Here is an 18,027-nt window from a genome sequence, read left to right as displayed (position 1 = left end):
GGTGAAGCTGCCGCACCAACAATGACGACGGGGAGAAGATGATGACGAATAAGCTCAAACCCACGCTGGGCACCCTGCATTTGTGGGGCATTGCGGTTGGACTGGTGATTTCCGGTGAATATTTTGGCTGGAGTTATGGCTGGGGCGTGGCGGGCACGCTGGGATTTTTGATCACCACCGCAATGATCGCCACCCTGTATACCTGCTTCATTTTTAGCTTTACCGAACTGACCACCGCGATTCCCCATGCCGGTGGCCCATTTGCTTATAGCCGCCGCGCGTTCGGTGAAACCGGTGGTTTGATTGCCGGCCTGGCCACGCTGATTGAGTTCGTGTTCGCCCCACCCGCTATTGCGATGGCGATTGGTGCCTACCTCAACGTGCAATATCCCGATCTCAATCCGAAAACCGCTGCGGTGGGTGCCTACATCGTGTTTATGACGCTGAACATTCTCGGCGTAAAGCTGGCGGCGATGTTCGAATTGGTGGTCACGGTGCTGGCGGTTCTGGAGCTATTGGTGTTTATGGGCGTGGTGTCGCCGGGCTTCAGCCTCGCCAACTTTGCCGCCAACGGCTGGGCGGGCAGCGATCACTTTGGCATGCCAGCAATGTCGGGCATCTTCGCCGCCATTCCCTTCGCCATCTGGTTCTTCCTCGCGATTGAAGGCGCTGCGATGGCGGCGGAAGAGGCCAAAGACCCGAAACGCACCATTCCCAAAGCCTATATCACCGGCATTTTGACGCTGGTGGTGCTGGCGATTGGCGTGATGTTGCTGGCGGGCGGTGCAGGTGACTGGCGCAAGCTGTCAGACATCAACGATCCTTTGCCACAGGCGATGAAGATGATCGTGGGTGAAAACTCTAACTGGATGCATATGCTGGTGTGGATTGGCCTGTTTGGTCTGATTGCCAGCTTCCACGGTATTATTCTCGGCTATTCGCGCCAGTTCTTCGCCCTCGCCCGCGCCGGTTATCTGCCGCCCAGTTTAGCGAAACTGTCACGCTTCCAGACGCCGCATCGCGCAATTATCGCCGGTGGTTTGATTGGTATCGCCGCGATCTACAGCGATGGCTTTATCAATTTGCAAGGTATGACGCTGACGGCCGCGATGATCACCATGGCGGTGTTCGGCGCGATAGTGATGTATCTGATGAGCATGCTGAGCCTGTTTAAACTGCGCCGGACGGCGCCGGAGATGGAACGCAGCTTCCGTGCGCCGGGCTATCCGATTGTGCCGGGTATTGCGCTGGTGCTATCGCTGGTGTGTCTGGTGGCAATGCTGTGGTTTAACCCGGTGATTGGTGCCTTGTTTGTGGCGATTATGGCGGTGGGATACGTCTACTTCCTGGCAACCAAAGCCCAGCGCGATAATGCACCACAGGATTCGATGTTAGTGGGTGAGTGATGTTAGCAGGTCGCCATAAATGGCGACCCTACGGAATGTGTCGGGTGTGTAGGGTCGCCATTTATGGCGACCTCTGTTAACTCTTTACCGGCCACAGCCACGCCGCCCCACGCACACCACTCGAATCACCGTGAACCGCCTTCAGTACCGGTGTTTCACACTCGCGGCCAAACACCCACTGCTTCATCAGCGCTGGCACGGTTTGATACAAGCGATCGTTATTGCTCATACCGCCACCCAGCACAATCACATCGGGATCGAGCAAGTTCACCACTTGCGCCAGTGATTTCGCCAGACGCATTTCGTAGCGATTCATCGCCAGTTCCGCCACGGGATCCTGCTGCTCAATCAGCTTGATGATTTCCGCACCTTTTAACGTTTTGCCGCTCAGACGCTGATAATCGATGGCAAAACCCGTGCCCGACACGAAGGTCTCAATGCAGCCCTGCAAGCCGCAATAACACGGCACTTCAGCGCGATGGCGCAGTTCATCCTCGTCCATCCACGGCAGCGGATTGTGGCCCCACTCACCCGCATTGCCGTTACCGCCAATGCGCGACTCACCGCCAATCGCCACGCCTGCACCAGAACCGGTGCCGATAATCACGGCAAACACCAGCGGCTGACCCGCCCCCGCACCATCAACGGCTTCGGAAACCGCCAGACAATTCGCATCATTGGCGATGCGCACGTCACGATTCAGCGCCTGGGCTAAATCCTTATCCAGCGGCTGACCGTTTAACCAGGTTGAGTTGGCATTCTTCACCCGCTGCGTATACGGGGAAATCGTGCCGGGAATGCCGATGCCGACCGTGCCCTGCTGACCGGTTTTTTCTTCCGCCAGCAACACCAAATCGACAATCGCCTGAACCGTGGCAGCGTAGTCGTCACGCGGCGTATTGACGCGATGACGGAACAGTTCTTTACCCTGATCGGACAAGGCAATTACTTCAATTTTGGTACCGCCTAAATCAATCCCGATACGCACGATTTATTCCTCATTATTCGTTCTGGTGACCAATACAGTAGAAGGCTGAATCGGGAAAGGCAATGAAACGAATCCGATGTTTCGCTATCATGCGCGCTGACTTTGAGACTTGTGCGCCCGATCGCACCCACGGTAAGGAATCCCGATGTTGTGGTTTAAAAATATGATGGTTTATCGTCTGAATCGTGACATTCCGCTGTCCGCAGACGATCTGGAAAAACAGCTCGACGCCTTCACCTTTTCACCGTGCGGCAGCCAGGATATGGCGAAAACCGGTTGGGTTTCACCAATGGGCAATCGCGGCGAATCGCTGACGCATGAAATCAACGGACAGATGGTGATTTGCGCACGCACCGAGCAAAAAATCCTGCCGTCGCCGGTGGTGAAGCAGGCGCTGGAAGCCAAAATCGACAAGCTGGAAGCGGAACAGAGCCGCAAGCTGAAGAAGACGGAGAAAGACTCGCTGAAAGATGAAGTGCTGCACAGCCTGCTTCCGCGTGCGTTTAGCCGTTTCAGCCAGACTTATATGTGGATCGATACCGTCAATAACCTGATCATCGTCGATTGCGCCAGCGCTAAAAAAGCTGAAGATACGCTGGCATTACTGCGTAAGAGCCTCGGTTCGCTGCCGGTGGTGCCGCTGACGCTGGAAAATCCGATCGAACTGACGCTGACCGAATGGGTGCGTTCCGGTGAGTTGCCCGCTGGTTTTGCTTTGATGGATGAAGCCGAGCTGAAAGCGATGCTGGAAGATGGCGGCGTGATCCGCTGCAAGAAGCAGGATTTGATCTCTGACGAGATCGCCACGCACATTGAAGCCGGTAAAGTGGTCACCAAACTGGCGCTCGACTGGCAGGAACGCATTCAGTTGGTTATCGCCGATGATGCTTCGGTAAAACGCCTGAAGTTCAGCGACACGCTGCGTGAGCAGAATGATGACATTGACCGCGATGATTTCGCTCAGCGTTTCGATGCCGATTTCATTTTGATGACCAGCGAACTGGCCGCGCTGATCGCGAATCTGGTGGAAGCGTTAGGCGGAGAAGCGAAGCGTTAAAACGGTGCGTGGCTGATTGCAGCAAAAAACCTGCCATCCCAAAGGAACGGCAGGTTGATAAAATTCGGGTTCCACTACAACTTATAAATAGCGGCACAGATAAGAGGAAGGCTCTGCCACCTGCAGATGAAATTCGCTCTGGCCCGGTACGCTGAAGACGGAACCGGCTTCATACCATTTCCACTCAGTTTCGCCCGGCAGCAGCACTTTTAGCGCGCCGCTCACCACCGTCATCTCTTCCGGTTGATTGGTGCCGAAGGTGTATTCACCTTCCGCCATCACGCCAACGCTGGCACGGCCAATGGTCACGCTGTCGAAACCAATGGATTTCACTTTTCCGTCGAAATACTCACTCGTATTGAGCATATTACTTCCTCACAGCACATTATCGTGACTGGCAGATTACTAAGGAACTCGCTGATCTGTCACGCGAATTAGCGCCACAGATTGCAACTTGTGATCTGCTCGCATTAGACGATCAATTCTGCCGCCAGCTTGGCCACCAGCACGTTCGACAGCAGAACCGGAATGCCCAGCATTTTCTGCAGGAAATCGCGGTGCTTTTGGTGATAGCCGATGCAATCCAGCACCACCACATCCGCACCCTGCTCCTGCAGCGACAATCCCGCATCCATCAAATCGGCCTGCTCCGCCAGATACGGACTGGCGACGGCAAAGCACGGCGGGCTGTTCAGATTGCGCCACTTGTTGGCCTGCTCGGCAATCTGCTCCTCCACCGGCACCACAATGCCGACTTTATGCTCTTGCACAATCGCGCGCACCAGCGGGGGAATGATGCGATCCGGCTCCAGCAATAAAGCGGATTGGGTTTTCAGCGCGCCGAACTCACCGGTACACAACAGCAAAATGGTGTCGTAGCCCTGCTGTTCAAGCGCGTTGATCTTACGTTGCAGTCCCTGCTCTACTTTTGGCCCGGACAGGCGCACTTGCTCGCCACTGGTCATGCGTGACACCAGCACCTTGTCGCCCGGTGCAGGCCCATACTGCGACTCGACATCAGCCAGCGTCAGACCGTCGAGTAAACCGGCATGCGCTACCTGATCGGCGGGCAAATATTCCTGCAGCAGCGGCAGAATGTCGCTGCGCGGTGATTGACCAATGGTAAGAGTGATCAGGGACATATTCATCATCAGGCTTTCCGGTTACGCAAGTGGCTGAGACTACCATACAAAGATAGCAGCAGCGCGTACTCTTGCGCGTCATAGAACTGGCAGGTTTCGCGTCCGAACTCTTTCGCCACTTCCACCGCAAACTTCACCGCAGAGGCGATATCCACTTCGTGACTCGCGCCGGTACCACAGCCAGGCACCACCGACTGCGCGCAGATCGCCACGCCGACCACCGGCACATCGGTGGCGGTTGAAGGCTGCAGAATGCTGTTGAGGTGGTAAACCCCGTTGCCGTAAGGTGTGATGTCCTGCGTGGTGATCGGGAAGGTGACTGCCGGTTGGCCGCTGGTCATCTCCATGATGCGTAACAGATCTTCTGAGACACGCAGGATGTAGCCCTCTTTCACTGTCGGCGACAGCGCGTAGCCTTTGTGATTGAGGATGCGGTTACCTTTGGTGGTATCGATCGACAAAATCGCATCAACGCCAGCAATCACTTCATTGTCATTCATGGTGATGTCGTCGCACGGCGAATCCATGAAATCGACCGGTTCGTGCGGACGCGTTGGTGCATCTGGACAGATGTGGGTGGTGATGATCACATCACCGGCCAACACGTCACCTTTCGTCTGCATCTGCGCCAGCTTCAGCGCACTGCTCACCGCCGCGACGGCGCCATCGGCGTCTGACACCATACCAATTCGCGTTGGCCGCGCGCCGATACCGCCGAGGCGACCAATAATGCCGAGCGTCGGTGCGTTGCCGCCGTTACTTTTGCCCTGCGCGCCGGGGATATCGATGCGGACGAAGTCGGTACGCCCTTTTGGCCCGCTAACGCGTTTTGTGCTGGCGGTCACGCCCGGATAGGCAGCGAACAAATCCACCACCTGTTGGCCATCAATGTAGGCGCTATCGAGTAACTCAAAGACCTGTAGTGTCTGCTGTAAACTCATAATGAATTCCCTGGATTATTTTTTGGTGCCACTGGCAAAAAGTGAATGGAAGAAGCTGTAAAGCGCGTCACCCGCGATAAATCCAGCGGCCATCACCTCCATCGGTGAACGTCCACGCTCACCCCACACGCGCAGGATCAGGATACGCAACGCGATGCCCACCATCACAGCCCAACCGGCAGCGGCGTTGTTGATTAATAAGCCGGTCGCCAGCAGTACGCCAAGCTGACGCTTCGGTCCGCCGATCAACTGAATAATCGCGCCCGGTATCGCCCACATCAGCAGATTACCGGCGATACCCGGCTCCGCACCGGCCTGAATGGTTTTAGCGTAAACGCGCGCCACCGGCGGCAGCAGATTCTCCGCAAAGAAAATCGTGTGCGCATACCACACCACCGGAATACAGATGACAAAGGCGATCATCGCGGCGATCAGCTGGATGCGGCGGCCCCACAGCTCTTGCTGCACATCGGCACCGTTACCGCGCAGGATAAAACCGGCTTTCAGGTCATAACCCATATCGGCAAACGCCGGACCGGTGGCGGCGGTAAAGCCGCACAGCAGACACAACGCCAGCGGCGGGAAGCCAAGCAAAATACCGAGAATCAACGTAATCAGCGCCACGGCAAAAGCCGGGAACCAGCCGGAGTGCATGGCGGCGATACCAACGATCAATTCATGCACGAAGGCGGCAAAGGCGGCATAGAGAATAAACAGCACCAGCATCGGCAGGCCCATCTGGCTCCATAAACCGCCTGCCAGCGCCAGCAGTGTGGAGATGACGATGTAGCCCACGGTGCCAAAACCGAGCGAACGTTTTACTTCGCTGTCGCTACGGCTGACGTTGAGCTGATCATTGCGGCGGCTGCGAATCACCTGCACCACCTGAATCAGCGCCACTAAACCCGCCCCAACCATCACGCCATGCGGAATATACAGTGCGTTGATATCGATACCCGCAACCGGTTGCGCATAAGCACGCAGTAGGAAACCGATGCCGAGCATGCTCAGCGCCCAGATATTGCCGATAAACGCGGTACCAAATGCCGACATGGGGATCTTCAGCATCGAACCGACTATGCCGCCGACAATTCCCACCACCAGCAGCCATGCCTGACGACCGCCTTTATCACCGGCTTTGATCGCTTCCGCTGCCGCCACGCCCGGCGGCCATGCATTGCTGGCCGGGAACACGCGCGTATCGAACAGGCGATAGAGTAAATAGGCATCCAGCAACATCGCCGCACTGACGCCGACAAACAGCGGCAGCACCAGCTGCGGTTCGCCCAGCGCCCACGGCACCGCAATGGGCATTAACAGGCTGTTGGCCGCACCGAAGGTGGCAGAAGAGATGGCGGTTTGCGCGAGGTTTTGCACTTCAATAGAGCGATAGCGCCGAAACCATTGCAGTGGAATACGCGCCAACAGCATGGCAAACAGCGCGCCGATAATAGAGGTATTGGGTGTCACCCCAATGGTGGTAATAAGCTGAACCCCAATGATGGCGCCTGCAACCGACAGCAGAACCAGCATTAAGGCAACGCCAACACTTTTTATTGGATTATTTTGACGCATGAGATCCCCGTATTTTCACCCTGAAGAAAACGCATTAAAATGCAATGCCCGGCACGCGGGACATCCACATCTTTATTTAATCGTTCCCTGATTATTGAAATAAGCAGGTCCGAAGACCTGCTATTTCCCTGGTGTGGCGCGAATAAACGCCTTTAAATCGAAAATAAGGTTATGCGCCGTATTTTTCGGCCATCAGTGCAGCCGTTGCGCGTAGTTCACTGAGCAGTGCTTCCGGGTATCCGGGCGCTGCTTCTTGCGATAAAAACGAGAGGCACAGCGCGGCACTTTCGCCGCGATGTTTGTTGGTTACAGACACCGCCAGAGAACTGATGCCTGGCAGCGTCTCATTGCGCGCCAGTGCCCAGCCTTGTTGGCGAATCACCGCTAATTCTTTACACAAATCATCCAGCGTCAGCGGAGAGTTCATCGACGCCGCCTGCCAGTTGCTGGCGAAACGATCGCGAACCTCTTCCTCACTCAACTGCGCCAACAGTACGCGTCCGGTCGAGGTACCGGTTAATGAAACCCGCGTGCCTGGCGGTGTCACCAGTTGGGTAAAAAAACGACCGTGATACATGCGCATGACCAACACATCATCACCATCCAGCACCGAGATATAGCCCATGCACCCACTGCTGGCCGCCAGACGCGCCATCGGCGCCGAAGCGCTATCCACCAGCGGCGTAGACAGATAATGACCGGCAACCGACAGCAGCACGCGACCAATCTGAAAACAGCGACTCTCGGTATCGCGCTCGAGCAACCCTTCACTTTCCATGGTCGCCAGCAGGCGCGACACCGTACTTTTCGGCAAGCTCAACGCATCAACCACCTCGGTAAAGGTCAAGCCGGGATGGCCCTGCGTCACGCTAAAGCGCTGGAAAAGCTTAAGTACCGCGGAGGCATTTTCGAGTGTCGTCATGGCGCTTGTTTCACTATGCGGAACTGAGTTCCTCTATCAAGTTCTCGAAAGTAAAACGCTACGCTTACTGCGTCAAGCGCAAATTTTAAGCCGGACTTTTCTCATCAGATTTAAGGCAGCATAAAATACGGTGGAAAAAGAGAATTAAATGACGTTATCAGGCGAGCAATATATTCAGCAGGAAGGTGTGCAGATTTATTTGTGGATGACAGATATTTAGCAGAATTAATAAAAACCTTTAGCAACGGAAAGTAACCAAATTTGTGCCGGCGTCCTTGCCAGCCGACATTAACCGTTTTCGAAACCTTTACTCTTTTTCGACATCTTCGTAGCGCTCTTTAGCATCTTGCGCTTCGGCTTCGGTTTTGTGTTCACTAATTAACGTATCGGGTTTGGGATGGTCGGCGCGTAATTCATACCAGGTCACGGTTTGGTCCGCCGAGCCTTTTTCGACGCTAACGATGCGAGCTTCACGCGGGTACGGTGGTCTGCTTGGCATAATGTTCCCTCTTTTTCAGTTGTCCACAGACAGTGGTGATCCTCTGCCTACCGCTAAGTATAGACAACTGAGGATCGCTGCAAAAAAAGAGAGAAGAATCTGAGGGGTTAGCTCGCGCGTGCGAGTGACAGCGCGCGCAGGATTTGCTCTACAACGCGATCCGGCGATTGCATGGCATCCACTTCGTGATGGGCCGTTTGACGATACAGATGCGCACGCTCGCGCAGGATATCGCCCATCTCTTCGGCGATCGGGCGGCCAGTCAAGGTTGGACGCTGCGCCGCTTCCGGTTGATGTTCAAGACGACCGGCCAGCACTTCAGAGGGTGCATTCAGCCAAATCACCTGACCGTGTTCGCGCATAAAGCGGCAGTTTACCTCCGCCAATACCATGCCGCCGCCGGTGGCGATAACGGTATTCGGTGCGGTAACCGCACGCAGCGATTCGGTTTCGCGGGCACGGAAGCTATCCCACCCTTCAGATGCCACAATCTCCGCCACGCTTCGCTGCGTAGTGAGTTGTAGATAGTGATCGGTATCGTTAAAGGTATAGCCCAGCGCTTGCGACAACGCCTGGCCAACCGTGGTTTTACCGCAACCGCGTGCGCCGATCAGATAGATGGGTAATGACATCCGGGCTCATCCTCCGCCGTAATGTGCCGCACGGGCATCGTCATCAGGTCAATAATGCGTCGCATAATACCTGGATTTTATTTTATCAGCCACACGTGAGGCACGTTTTACGCATATTTCAGTCACATCCTAAGCTATTCGTTTGAATAGCCAGCGAAAAACTGCGCATGAATCGTGCATCGACCAAAATGTAAGAGCGGGCAACATTTCCTTACCAGGCCGTTGATTTACTTTCCTCAACCGCGCCCTCATATATGGGGTCATACCGTAAATGGAGGTTTGCCATGCAAAACGAAGAACAACAACTTATTGATAACCTGTTCAGCCGACTGAAACAGGCAGAGACCCAAAGCGGCCCGCGCGATGCCGGTGCTGAACAGTTAATTAAACAGCATTTACAAAATCAGCCCGGCGCACCGTATTACATGTCGCAGGCGATCCTGATTCAGGAAGCGGCGCTGAAAAAACTTAATGCGCAGGTTACAGAGCTGGAAAGTCGTCTGGCGCAGGCGCAGCAGCAACAAGCACCGCAGCAGAGCAGCGGCGGTTTTCTCTCAAGCCTGTTTGGCGGCGGTTCGCGTCCGGCAGCGTCGCAACAGCAGCAACCGGCGTGGAATAATCCCCCACCGCAGCCGCAGCAGCAGTATGCACCGCCTCCGCAGCAGCAATATGGCGCGGCGCCGGCGCGCGGCACTGGCTTCCTTGGCGGCGCGTTGCAAACGGCTGTGGGTGTCGCGGGCGGCGTGGTAATGGCGGATATGCTGACCAGCATGTTCCACCATTCACAGCCGGAAGAGATTGTTAACATCATCAACGAACCGGCGCTGCCGCAGGTGGATAACAGCCTCGATACCTTTAATGGCAACGACAGCAACAATGCGTTCCTGAACGATAATTCGGGTTGGGATAACAACCTTGCGGATAACAATGATTTCGGTGACTTTGGCAGTGGCGGCGACTTTGATGACGATGACAGCTTCGTCTGATTAGCGCTGCCGTAACCACTTATCCAGTTCATTGGCAAACAGTTGGCGGTCGCGTTGGCTTAACGTCGACGGTCCGCCACTCTGAATCCCGCTGGCGCGCATCGTTTCCATAAAATCACGCATAGTCAAACGCTGGCGAATGGTATCCGGTGAATAACGTTCACCGCGCGGATTTAACGCCGCTGCGCCCTTCTCCAGCACTTCCGCCGCCAGCGGAATATCACCGGTAATCACCAGCTCACCGGGCTGCACGCGTTTCACAATTTCGTTATCGGCCACGTCAAACCCAGCGGCCACCTGCAGCGTTTTCAACCACGGTGACGGCGGCACTCGCAGCGGCTGGTTGGCGACAAACGTCACGGTAACGTTGGCGCGCTCGGCAGCGCGGTACAACACTTCTTTAATAACATTCGGACAGGCATCCGCATCAACCCAAATCGACATGATGAATCCTTTTTCGCAGACAATGAGGCTGATCTTGCCGTGCTGCAGCAGAATGGCAACTTTTTTTGCTGGTTGCCCGCCTTGTTATTAATCCTCGCTGACGTAAGCTTACCCCCACAGAAAATGAACCACTGAGAGGATAAAGCGATGCTGGAGAAGAAAATCGGGTTTGTCGGCTGCGGCAATATGGCTAAAGCTATCATCAGCGGACTGGTCAACAGCGGGCAGATTGCCCCTGCCAACATCTGGGTGTTTGACCGTAAGCCCGCCACCAATCAGGCGATGGCACAGCAATATGGTGTGACCGCTGCGGACAGCGTAGAAAGCCTGGCGCGTGAAGTCGACATCCTATTTGGCGCGGTGAAACCCAATGTGATTCTCAAAGTGCTGAAAGATCTTGCCGGCCAACTGAAGAAAGATGTGCTGGTGGTCTCGATTGCGGCTGGCGTGACGCTTGATTCTCTGGCGTCGGTCCTCGGCCACGATCGCAAAATCATCCGCGTGATGCCTAATACGCCATCGCTGGTGAACGAAGGCATGACCTCCGTCACGCCGAACGTGCTGGTGGAAGCGCATGAAGTGGATGAAGTGGTGGGGATTTTCGAGAGCTTCGGCAAAGCGGCGGTGGTGAATGAATACCTGATTCACGCGGTGGTTGGCGTGAGCGGTTCAGCGCCGGCCTATGTGTTTATGTTTATTGAAGCGATGGCGGATGCAGCGGTGCTTGGCGGCATGCCGCGTGCGCAGGCGTATCAGTTCGCGGCGCAGGCGGTAAAAGGCTCGGCGCAGATGGTGCTGGAAACCGGTAAACATCCGGGCGAGCTGAAAGATATGGTGTGCTCGCCGGGCGGCACCACCATCGAAGCGGTAAAAGTACTGGAAGAGAAAGGCTTCCGCGCTGCGGTGATTAACGCGATGCAGCAGTGTATGGCGAAATCAGAGGCGTTGAGTAAGCAGTAAGCGAGTATGGAGGTCGCCCATTATGGCGACCTCGGGCACCCATGTTACCCTTGGTACGCCTCATAAAGCGCAATTCCCTGCGCCAGCGTCATAGGCTGTTGCATCTCCTGCACCAGCGCTGCTGTCAGCGTATACAGGCCCGCTGAACACACCGCCGCAATCATCCCTTCACGGCAATAGAAAGCAATAAACTGCTTATTCTGCAGCGAACCCAGCAATCGGTAATCATCCCACTCCTCCGCATGCCCTAAATACTCATAACGCGTGCCGTAATGCGCAGTCCAGAAAAACGGCACACGATCATAGAGGATATGTTTGCCCAACATATTGAGTGCCGCGATGCGCCCTTGCTGGTGCGCCACGCGATAGTGCTCAATACGTTGCGGACCCTGCACCGAAGGATAACTGGCGATATCACCGGCCACCCAAATGTTATCAGCAACACGTAGCTGGCTGTCAGTCAGCAAACTGCCATCTTCTTCCAGCGGAAGGTCGTGGATGAATTTTGTCGCCGGCACCACACCGGTTCCGAACAGCACTAAGCTGGCATCCACTTTTTTGCCACTCTTCAGGCGCACGGCGCTGACTTTGCCCTCGCCTTCCAGCGCCACGGGATCGCCTTCAACAAATTTCACGCCGTTGCTGCGATGCAGATCGTAAAAGTAGCGACCAATCTCTTCACCAAACTGTTTAGCAAACGGCAGCGGATGACGCGCAATCACCGTGACATCGATATCGCGATTACGCAGCGATCCCGCCATCTCCATGCCAATAAAGCTGTTGCCGATAATCACTAATTGCTCAGTTTTATCGACCTGTTTTAACAACTCATCGGCCTGATTGAGCGAACGCAGCAGATGCACGCCGTCCAAATCTTTGCCCGGTATATCGAGCGGTTGCGGCACGCCGCCGCTGGCAATCAGCAGTTGGTCAAACTTCACCTGCTGGCCACCTTTCAGGATCAGTTTTTGCTCATGCGCTTTAAGCTGTTCGACCTCGCCCTGAATTCGCTCCACGGCGCCGAGCACATCCTGCTTTAAGAGCTTTGGTACATCTTCAATCGCCATTTTGCCTGACGGCACAAATTTGCTCAGCGCGGTACGATCGTAAGGCGCGGCCGATTCTCGCTCCACCAGGACAATGTGTCCGCGAAAACCTTCGTCTCGCAGTGTCCAGATCGCCGCGCTCCCTGCCGCGCCCGATCCCAGAATCACGCATACCGGCGACTCGCCTTGTGTGGAGGGCGCACTGGCGGGCGACATCGCCTGCGGACTGACCAGCACATTACCTTGTTCAATACGCACCGGATAACGCTTCAGATTCGCCAGCGCTAACGGCTCGCACATCTGCCCATCCTGCAGCTGAAACACCGCTTTGTGCCACGGACAGATCAGCTTGTCGCCACACACCGCGCCCTGCTCTAACGGCGCGCCGGCGTGCGGACATTTGGCCTGAAACGCCTGCACACGATCGTCGTCACGAATCAACACCACATCGGTATCGCCGACGGTAAATTTGGTGGGTTTGCGCTGCGCCAGCGACTTGAGTTCCACGACAGTTTGATAGCTCACGTTAGGCCTCCTTTCTTTTGGTTTTTGATGTAAACAGCAAATCCCTACAAAGAGTAAGCCTGGCAAAGCATGGTGATTTGTCCGTAACAACAAAGCGCAGCGGGAGTTAACTCATTGTTAATTCATTAAAGATAATCTTCGCCTGCTCTCCACACCACAGCGCCTTGCTTCACACATCCGCGTAACGCCACGCTGCCATCCGCCTGCGCAGCAAGCAGCAGCACATCAGCGGGCGCGCCGCAGGTCAGGCCTCTCTGCTGCGGCAGATTGAGCTGGCGTGCCGGACGCAGCGACGCCATTTCAATTGCTTGCGCCAGCGTCGCCAACTGGTGGCGCAGCAGGAAGTTTACCCCCTCCAGCAAGCCACGCGCCGAGCCCGCCAGCAATTTCGGCGCATCCGCCATGCAAAGCCGACCGCTGGCGCTAAGCTGCACGCGGCCACCAATGGCGGTGTCATAGATGCCCGGCGGTTGCCCGGCAAAGGAAGTGACATCACTGACCAGCAGCGCCTGCTCGCCTTTGGCACGCAGAAACACCTTCAGCACGTCCGCGGGCAGATGATCGCCATCCGCAATCAAGGTTGCCGTCAACGCATCTTCGGCCAGCTGCTGCCAGATGTAATTGGGATGACGCGGCAGTTGCAGATGCGCGCCGTTGCCGAGATGAGTGGACAGCGTCGCACCCGCTTTTACCGCCGCATGGATTTGCTCTGGCGTTGCAGAGGTGTGCCCAATGGCAACACGCACTTGCTGCGCCACACAATGCCTGATCAGTGCCTCGCTGTGCGGCCATTCCGGCGACAGCGTTAACAGCCGAATATGCTGCTGTGCGGCATGCTGCCAACTGTCGAACAGCGCGATATCCGGCGCTCGAATTGCCTCATGCGGATGCGCACCACGCGGCCCATCTTCAGGCGACAGAAAAGGCCCTTCAAGGTGGAAACCCGGCACGGCGCGCGCAACCTCAGGATGGTGTTGGCAGGCGCAGGCGAGCCGCTGCATCGCCTGCGCAATCGCCTGCGGCATGGCGGTGATTACCGTCGGCAAAAAGCTGGTGACGCCTTGCTGCCATAGTGCGCACGTGACGTGCAGTACATCCGCTTCGCTGAACGGAAAATGGTTGAAATCGACACCCTGAAAACCGTTAACCTGCAGATCGATAAAGCCCGGCGCGAGGATTACGTCCTCTTGCAACTCACTCAGCGCACGCACATTCACGATGCTGCCGTGCTCAATCTCTAATTCAATCGGTTGCAGCGTGCGGTAATCGCGGCCGCGTAACATGAGGCTAGTCAAACGTCACCTCCGGGCAAGCATCGCTATCGGTGTAGAGCGTGCAATTGGCATGCTGACGCAAACGCGTCGCCGGGCACGCGGTGGAGATGGCATCGTGAAGCGTTGCCCGCACCGCCGCGCGTTTACTGGCGCCCGGCACCATGCAGAACAGCCGCGCTCCACTCATCAACGTGGGAATCGTTAAGGTTACCGCATGCGTCGGTACCGCAGCGAAAGTGGCGAAACAACCCTCGTTGACCTGCTGCTGGCGGCAGGCATCATCAAGCTGCACCACTTTCACACAGCAAGGATCGCTGAAGTCAGCCACCGGCGGATCGTTGAACGCTAAATGGCCGTTCTCACCAATACCGAGACACACTACATCAATCGGTGCCATCGTGAGTTTTTGCGCGTAATCAGCACAGATGTCATCGGGATCGCCGCAAGATGGAATCAAACTGACTTCGCCAGGCTGCACCCGATCAAACAACTGCTGGCGTAAAAAGTGGCTGAAACGCTGCGGCGCATCCGGCTCAAGCCCAATGTACTCATCCATATGGAAGGCGTGAATGCGCGACCAGTCGATATCCGTTGCCGCAGCCAGCGCCGCGAGAAACTCGTTTTGCGAGGGTGCGGCGGCAAATACCATGCGCACCACATCCTGTTCACTCAACCGTTGACGCAGAAACGCTGCCACATCCTGCGCCGCGTCAGCACCTAATGCAGCGCGACTGGCAAAGCGTTTAACCCGTAAGCGTTCTCTGGTTCCCTGTTGTAATAGCATCATGCTATCCCTCCTGAGAGACGTTGGGTTTGTGCGACCAGCGCTGAGCAGCGGGTGCATCCTGATCCTGATTCAGCGCATTTAGCAGGTGATCCACTTCCGGACGCACAGGCGCGCGACGTAACCAGCCCATCACCACGAACAGCAGCAGTGAAGACATCACCGGTGCAGCCACCACGGTTGCCGTGCTGACATCGTTAAAGATAAATTTCACGCAGAAGAAGGTGCCAACGCCAAACGCCCAACTCACTAACGCGGCGGCGCTGCCGCTGCGACGAAAGGCCGGCAACAAACCCAGCAGCATGGGGATGGAGATCGGTCCGACTAAGCCGCCAAACCAGACGATCAGCAGCGACAGCACGCCGCCGAAATGGCTGGCGTTCATGGCAATCACCAGCGTGGTGATAATGAAGAGAAAGGCGGTGAGCCGCGCCACCAGCAACGAGCTTTTGCCGCGCTGGAAGCGGTGCGGCAGCATGCCGGGCAGAATATCGCGCGTCACCACTGCGGTAATCGCGTTGGCATCAGAAGAGGTCATTGAAAGCGTATGGGTAAACATCGCCACCAGCACTAATCCCACTAAGCCGTTCGGCAGCAGTTCCATCGCCATCATTGAATAAGAGCGTGACGGATCGCTGAGGTTAGGAAATAGCAGCGGCGCCGCCCACATCGGCCAGAACAAAATCAACGGCCAGATGAGATAGAGCGCGGCGGAAAGGCGCGCCGCTTTGCGGGCATCGCGCCCTGCTGGTGCGGCAATGAAACGCTGCGCCAGGTTCCAGGTGCCGCCGTTATAGCTCAGCGTGTAAATGACAAAATAGGCGAGAATAAAGCCGATGCTGTACGGCTCCTGAATGATTTGCGTATGGGTTGGCGGTAACCGCTGCCAGATAGTGAACAGCTCGGTAAAACCGCCAAGATGCACCGCCACTGCCACCACCATCACAATGGCGGCAATAAACTGCACGAGAAACTGGCCGAAATCGTTGCAGGCATCGGCCCATAACCCGCCCATCACGGTATAAAACAAACTGAGCGCGCCGGATACACAGATGCCGATCAGCGGATCCAGCCCGGTGAAGACATTGATAATCACCGCTATCGCCGCCCACTTTGCGCCTACGTCGAAGGTTTTCAGCAGCACCCCGCTCCATGCCAGCACCATTTGCGTTGGCAGGTTATAGCGCGTGGAGAGATATTCCATCGGCGACTCGATGTTCATATAGATGCGCAGACGCGCCCAGCGCGGCGCGAACAGTCGGGAACCCAATAGCACGGCGATGGCGATGGGAAATGCCCACCAAAAATAGACGGTGATGCCCATGTTGTACGCCACGGCCGCATAAGCCACGAACACCGCCGCGCTGTAGCCCGACATGTGATGCGACACGCCGGACAGCCACCACGGCATTTTGCCACCAGCAGCAAAGAAATCCCGCGTACTGCCCACCTTGCGCATCGCCCACAGGGTAATAGCCACAATCATCAGCGCATAAAGCGCCATCACAGCATAATCAAGCACATTCATAGCAGACTCCACAGGTAAAGGCTGCCCAACGAACGGTCTGGCTTCGCGGGGATTGAGCGATCAAAATAATTAGTCATAGATTAGGACTAAAGCATCCTGGCAGCATTATGGGCGCAGTTTTGTGATGAGGATCCTGATATGAGTTTTTCATCTGACGTGATAAGTAAATGTGAATATTACAGCGCTGCAGCTTACACCAATAAAAAAAGGGTTCACGATAAACATGAACCCCTATTACTTTTCACGCATGATTGATTTAAAACGACGACGATATTAGCCGTTAATTAAATCAGCTTTTCTTCAGGCACGAACTCATAAACGTTTTACGGGCATCGCCAGTGAGCTTTTTATCGCCTGCATCAGCGTTACAGGTTTTCATCTTCATTTGTTGCGGCGTCATACTGCCCATTTTGCTGTCTTTTTTCAGACAGTCACTCATAAAGCTTTTACGCGCATCACCTTTCAGATTTTGTGTCCCTGCGCTCTGGTTACACATCGTCATTTTTTCCTGCTGCGCGGTTTTTTCTGCCGCACTCGCTCCGCCTGCAATCAGCAAGCCTGCTGCCATTATTGCCAAAAGACACGATTTCATTACCGGATTCTCCATAGCATTATTGCCCATTAAGCATGGCACGGAATAAGCAAATACGAGAAATCGATAATGACCTTTTCCTGCAAAACAGGCGATAGCCCTTATACGCGGGGATGATGCAGTAACTTCTCTACGTAATTACGCAGCATAGTGGTATCAGGCGTTTCAGCAGCGGGCGCAACGGGCGGCATGGCGAGTTTAATAGCGGCCTCAACATCGTGGAATTGTTCAGTATTCAGTTTGCGCAACATCGCGGTTAACACGATCTCCAGCGCCTCAACCTGAACCACTAATTCTTTAGACTCTTCTTCTTTTTCAGCCAGCTTTAGAAGGAGTTCCGCAATCAGGTTTTTCATGCGACAAGCTCAATGAGAGAAGAAAAACAGACGTTAGCATTGTGCATAATAAAACAACAACACATTTTCAGCGTTTTTTAGAAAAAATAAAGACGCGCTGCAGCGCGAAAAAAGAAGTGAAAATTCAATCTCTAATAGCGAAACGTTTCACTGATACCCAATCTATTATTGAAACGTTTCGCTGATTAAATTAATTAACGCTGGCGCGAATTAACCAGGCCCCATAAATCCACGTCCCGGACCACCGCCGCCATGTCCATGCCCCCCGCCCCAGCCGCCGCCCGGAGGTGGGAAGATACAACCGCTCAGCGCGGTGATTAATGCCGCAACAGCAGCGAATTTAATAATACGGACCATAATTACCTCGGAA

19 protein-coding genes are annotated in these 18,027 nt (G+C 55.3%); 4 read left to right on the top strand and 15 right to left on the bottom strand.

Going from position 1 to position 18,027, the window contains the following annotated elements; translation table 11 throughout:
• The first annotated feature begins 41 nt into the window (after positions 1-41).
• On the top strand, positions 42-1,406 hold the full coding sequence (gene eat / locus ACRQ84_RS00465; protein ID WP_483817958.1) for an ethanolamine permease: 1,365 nt from the start codon (positions 42-44) through the stop codon (positions 1,404-1,406).
• 76 nt (positions 1,407-1,482) lie between these two features.
• On the opposite strand, the gene mak is transcribed toward eat, so the two are convergent.
• A complete protein-coding gene (gene mak, locus ACRQ84_RS00460) occupies positions 1,483-2,394 on the bottom strand; it encodes a fructokinase (RefSeq protein WP_483816893.1) in 912 nt (303 codons plus the stop codon).
• Between the two features lie 145 nt (positions 2,395-2,539).
• On the opposite strand from mak, the gene rdgC reads away from it, so the two are divergent.
• Positions 2,540-3,451 carry a recombination-associated protein RdgC gene (gene rdgC, locus ACRQ84_RS00455; protein ID WP_064740410.1) on the top strand — a complete coding sequence of 304 codons (912 nt, stop codon included), beginning with the start codon at positions 2,540-2,542 and terminating at the stop codon, positions 3,449-3,451.
• Positions 3,452-3,532: 81 nt separating this feature from the next.
• Here the strand turns inward: rdgC and ppnP are convergent, their stop codons facing one another.
• The 7 genes from ppnP to aroL form a co-directional block, all read right to left on the bottom strand.
• A complete protein-coding gene (gene ppnP / locus ACRQ84_RS00450; protein ID WP_064740407.1) occupies positions 3,533-3,817 on the bottom strand; it encodes a pyrimidine/purine nucleoside phosphorylase in 285 nt (94 codons plus the stop codon).
• A gap of 104 nt (positions 3,818-3,921) precedes the next feature.
• Positions 3,922-4,599, bottom strand: a complete 678-nt coding sequence (locus ACRQ84_RS00445) for an AroM family protein (protein ID WP_483817957.1) — start codon at positions 4,597-4,599, stop codon at positions 3,922-3,924.
• Between the two features lie 2 nt (positions 4,600-4,601).
• The gene (locus ACRQ84_RS00440; RefSeq protein ID WP_064740406.1) at positions 4,602-5,534 is read right to left on the bottom strand and encodes a DUF1177 domain-containing protein; all 933 of its coding nucleotides are present in this window, start codon (positions 5,532-5,534) and stop codon (positions 4,602-4,604) included.
• Positions 5,535-5,549: 15 nt separating this feature from the next.
• Positions 5,550-7,109: an OPT/YSL family transporter gene (locus ACRQ84_RS00435; protein WP_064740405.1), complete on the bottom strand. Its 1,560-nt coding sequence runs from the start codon at positions 7,107-7,109 to the stop codon at positions 5,550-5,552.
• Between the two features lie 169 nt (positions 7,110-7,278).
• Positions 7,279-8,031 (bottom strand): IclR family transcriptional regulator, encoded by a 753-nt coding sequence (locus tag ACRQ84_RS00430; RefSeq protein WP_483816892.1) that lies wholly within the window; start codon positions 8,029-8,031, stop codon positions 7,279-7,281.
• A gap of 307 nt (positions 8,032-8,338) precedes the next feature.
• Complete coding sequence (locus tag ACRQ84_RS00425) at positions 8,339-8,530, bottom strand: YaiA family protein (protein ID WP_064740403.1); 192 nt, start codon at positions 8,528-8,530, stop codon at positions 8,339-8,341.
• Between the two features lie 107 nt (positions 8,531-8,637).
• Positions 8,638-9,162 (bottom strand): shikimate kinase AroL, encoded by a 525-nt coding sequence (gene aroL, locus ACRQ84_RS00420; RefSeq protein WP_064740402.1) that lies wholly within the window; start codon positions 9,160-9,162, stop codon positions 8,638-8,640.
• 284 nt (positions 9,163-9,446) lie between these two features.
• On the opposite strand from aroL, the gene ACRQ84_RS00415 reads away from it, so the two are divergent.
• The gene (locus ACRQ84_RS00415; protein WP_483816891.1) at positions 9,447-10,148 is read left to right on the top strand and encodes a DUF2076 domain-containing protein; all 702 of its coding nucleotides are present in this window, start codon (positions 9,447-9,449) and stop codon (positions 10,146-10,148) included.
• On the opposite strand, the gene ACRQ84_RS00410 is transcribed toward ACRQ84_RS00415, so the two are convergent.
• Positions 10,149-10,592, bottom strand: coding sequence for a YaiI/YqxD family protein (locus ACRQ84_RS00410; RefSeq protein WP_064740400.1), 444 nt, complete (start codon positions 10,590-10,592; stop codon positions 10,149-10,151).
• A 147-nt stretch (positions 10,593-10,739) separates the two neighbouring features.
• On the opposite strand from ACRQ84_RS00410, the gene proC reads away from it, so the two are divergent.
• Positions 10,740-11,552 carry a pyrroline-5-carboxylate reductase gene (gene proC, locus ACRQ84_RS00405; RefSeq protein ID WP_064740399.1) on the top strand — a complete coding sequence of 271 codons (813 nt, stop codon included), beginning with the start codon at positions 10,740-10,742 and terminating at the stop codon, positions 11,550-11,552.
• 44 nt (positions 11,553-11,596) lie between these two features.
• On the opposite strand, the gene ACRQ84_RS00400 is transcribed toward proC, so the two are convergent.
• From ACRQ84_RS00400 to iraP, 6 genes are all read right to left on the bottom strand, one after another.
• Positions 11,597-13,123: an FAD-dependent oxidoreductase gene (locus tag ACRQ84_RS00400; protein WP_483816890.1), complete on the bottom strand. Its 1,527-nt coding sequence runs from the start codon at positions 13,121-13,123 to the stop codon at positions 11,597-11,599.
• 125 nt (positions 13,124-13,248) lie between these two features.
• Positions 13,249-14,418, bottom strand: a complete 1,170-nt coding sequence (locus tag ACRQ84_RS00395) for an N-acetylglucosamine-6-phosphate deacetylase (RefSeq protein WP_483816889.1) — start codon at positions 14,416-14,418, stop codon at positions 13,249-13,251.
• Positions 14,411-15,184, bottom strand: coding sequence for a glucosamine-6-phosphate deaminase (locus tag ACRQ84_RS00390; protein ID WP_483816888.1), 774 nt, complete (start codon positions 15,182-15,184; stop codon positions 14,411-14,413). Before ACRQ84_RS00390 ends, ACRQ84_RS00395 begins: the two co-directional genes overlap by 8 nt.
• Position 15,185: 1 nt before the next feature.
• On the bottom strand, positions 15,186-16,709 hold the full coding sequence (locus ACRQ84_RS00385; RefSeq protein ID WP_483816887.1) for a sodium:solute symporter family protein: 1,524 nt from the start codon (positions 16,707-16,709) through the stop codon (positions 15,186-15,188).
• A 289-nt stretch (positions 16,710-16,998) separates the two neighbouring features.
• Entirely contained in the window at positions 16,999-17,301 is a 303-nt protein-coding gene (locus tag ACRQ84_RS00380; RefSeq protein ID WP_064740395.1) for a PsiF family protein, read from the bottom strand.
• Between the two features lie 101 nt (positions 17,302-17,402).
• Positions 17,403-17,657: an anti-adapter protein IraP gene (gene iraP / locus ACRQ84_RS00375; RefSeq protein WP_483816886.1), complete on the bottom strand. Its 255-nt coding sequence runs from the start codon at positions 17,655-17,657 to the stop codon at positions 17,403-17,405.
• Positions 17,658-18,027 lie beyond the last annotated feature (370 nt).

Origin of the sequence: Pantoea sp. E2023-21, from assembly GCF_051302795.1 — a bacterium.
Taxonomy (GTDB): Bacteria; Pseudomonadota; Gammaproteobacteria; order Enterobacterales; family Enterobacteriaceae; genus Pantoea; species Pantoea ludwigii_A.
This window is presented reverse-complemented; position numbering and strand designations above follow the sequence as displayed.

What these genes read in the sequence shown, in the direction of transcription:
- eat (WP_483817958.1), top strand. Translation starts at nt 42, where the DNA reads ATGACGAATAAGCTCAAACCCACGCTGGGCACCCTGCATTTGTGGGGC.
- rdgC (WP_064740410.1), top strand. Translation starts at nt 2,540, where the DNA reads ATGTTGTGGTTTAAAAATATGATGGTTTATCGTCTGAATCGTGACATT.
- ppnP (WP_064740407.1), bottom strand. Translation starts at nt 3,817, where the DNA reads ATGCTCAATACGAGTGAGTATTTCGACGGAAAAGTGAAATCCATTGGT.
- ACRQ84_RS00445 (WP_483817957.1), bottom strand. Translation starts at nt 4,599, where the DNA reads ATGAATATGTCCCTGATCACTCTTACCATTGGTCAATCACCGCGCAGC.
- ACRQ84_RS00440 (WP_064740406.1), bottom strand. Translation starts at nt 5,534, where the DNA reads ATGAGTTTACAGCAGACACTACAGGTCTTTGAGTTACTCGATAGCGCC.
- ACRQ84_RS00435 (WP_064740405.1), bottom strand. Translation starts at nt 7,109, where the DNA reads ATGCGTCAAAATAATCCAATAAAAAGTGTTGGCGTTGCCTTAATGCTG.
- ACRQ84_RS00430 (WP_483816892.1), bottom strand. Translation starts at nt 8,031, where the DNA reads ATGACGACACTCGAAAATGCCTCCGCGGTACTTAAGCTTTTCCAGCGC.
- ACRQ84_RS00425 (WP_064740403.1), bottom strand. Translation starts at nt 8,530, where the DNA reads ATGCCAAGCAGACCACCGTACCCGCGTGAAGCTCGCATCGTTAGCGTC.
- aroL (WP_064740402.1), bottom strand. Translation starts at nt 9,162, where the DNA reads ATGTCATTACCCATCTATCTGATCGGCGCACGCGGTTGCGGTAAAACC.
- ACRQ84_RS00415 (WP_483816891.1), top strand. Translation starts at nt 9,447, where the DNA reads ATGCAAAACGAAGAACAACAACTTATTGATAACCTGTTCAGCCGACTG.
- ACRQ84_RS00410 (WP_064740400.1), bottom strand. Translation starts at nt 10,592, where the DNA reads ATGTCGATTTGGGTTGATGCGGATGCCTGTCCGAATGTTATTAAAGAA.
- proC (WP_064740399.1), top strand. Translation starts at nt 10,740, where the DNA reads ATGCTGGAGAAGAAAATCGGGTTTGTCGGCTGCGGCAATATGGCTAAA.
- ACRQ84_RS00390 (WP_483816888.1), bottom strand. Translation starts at nt 15,184, where the DNA reads ATGATGCTATTACAACAGGGAACCAGAGAACGCTTACGGGTTAAACGC.
- ACRQ84_RS00385 (WP_483816887.1), bottom strand. Translation starts at nt 16,709, where the DNA reads ATGAATGTGCTTGATTATGCTGTGATGGCGCTTTATGCGCTGATGATT.
- ACRQ84_RS00380 (WP_064740395.1), bottom strand. Translation starts at nt 17,301, where the DNA reads ATGAAATCGTGTCTTTTGGCAATAATGGCAGCAGGCTTGCTGATTGCA.
- iraP (WP_483816886.1), bottom strand. Translation starts at nt 17,657, where the DNA reads ATGAAAAACCTGATTGCGGAACTCCTTCTAAAGCTGGCTGAAAAAGAA.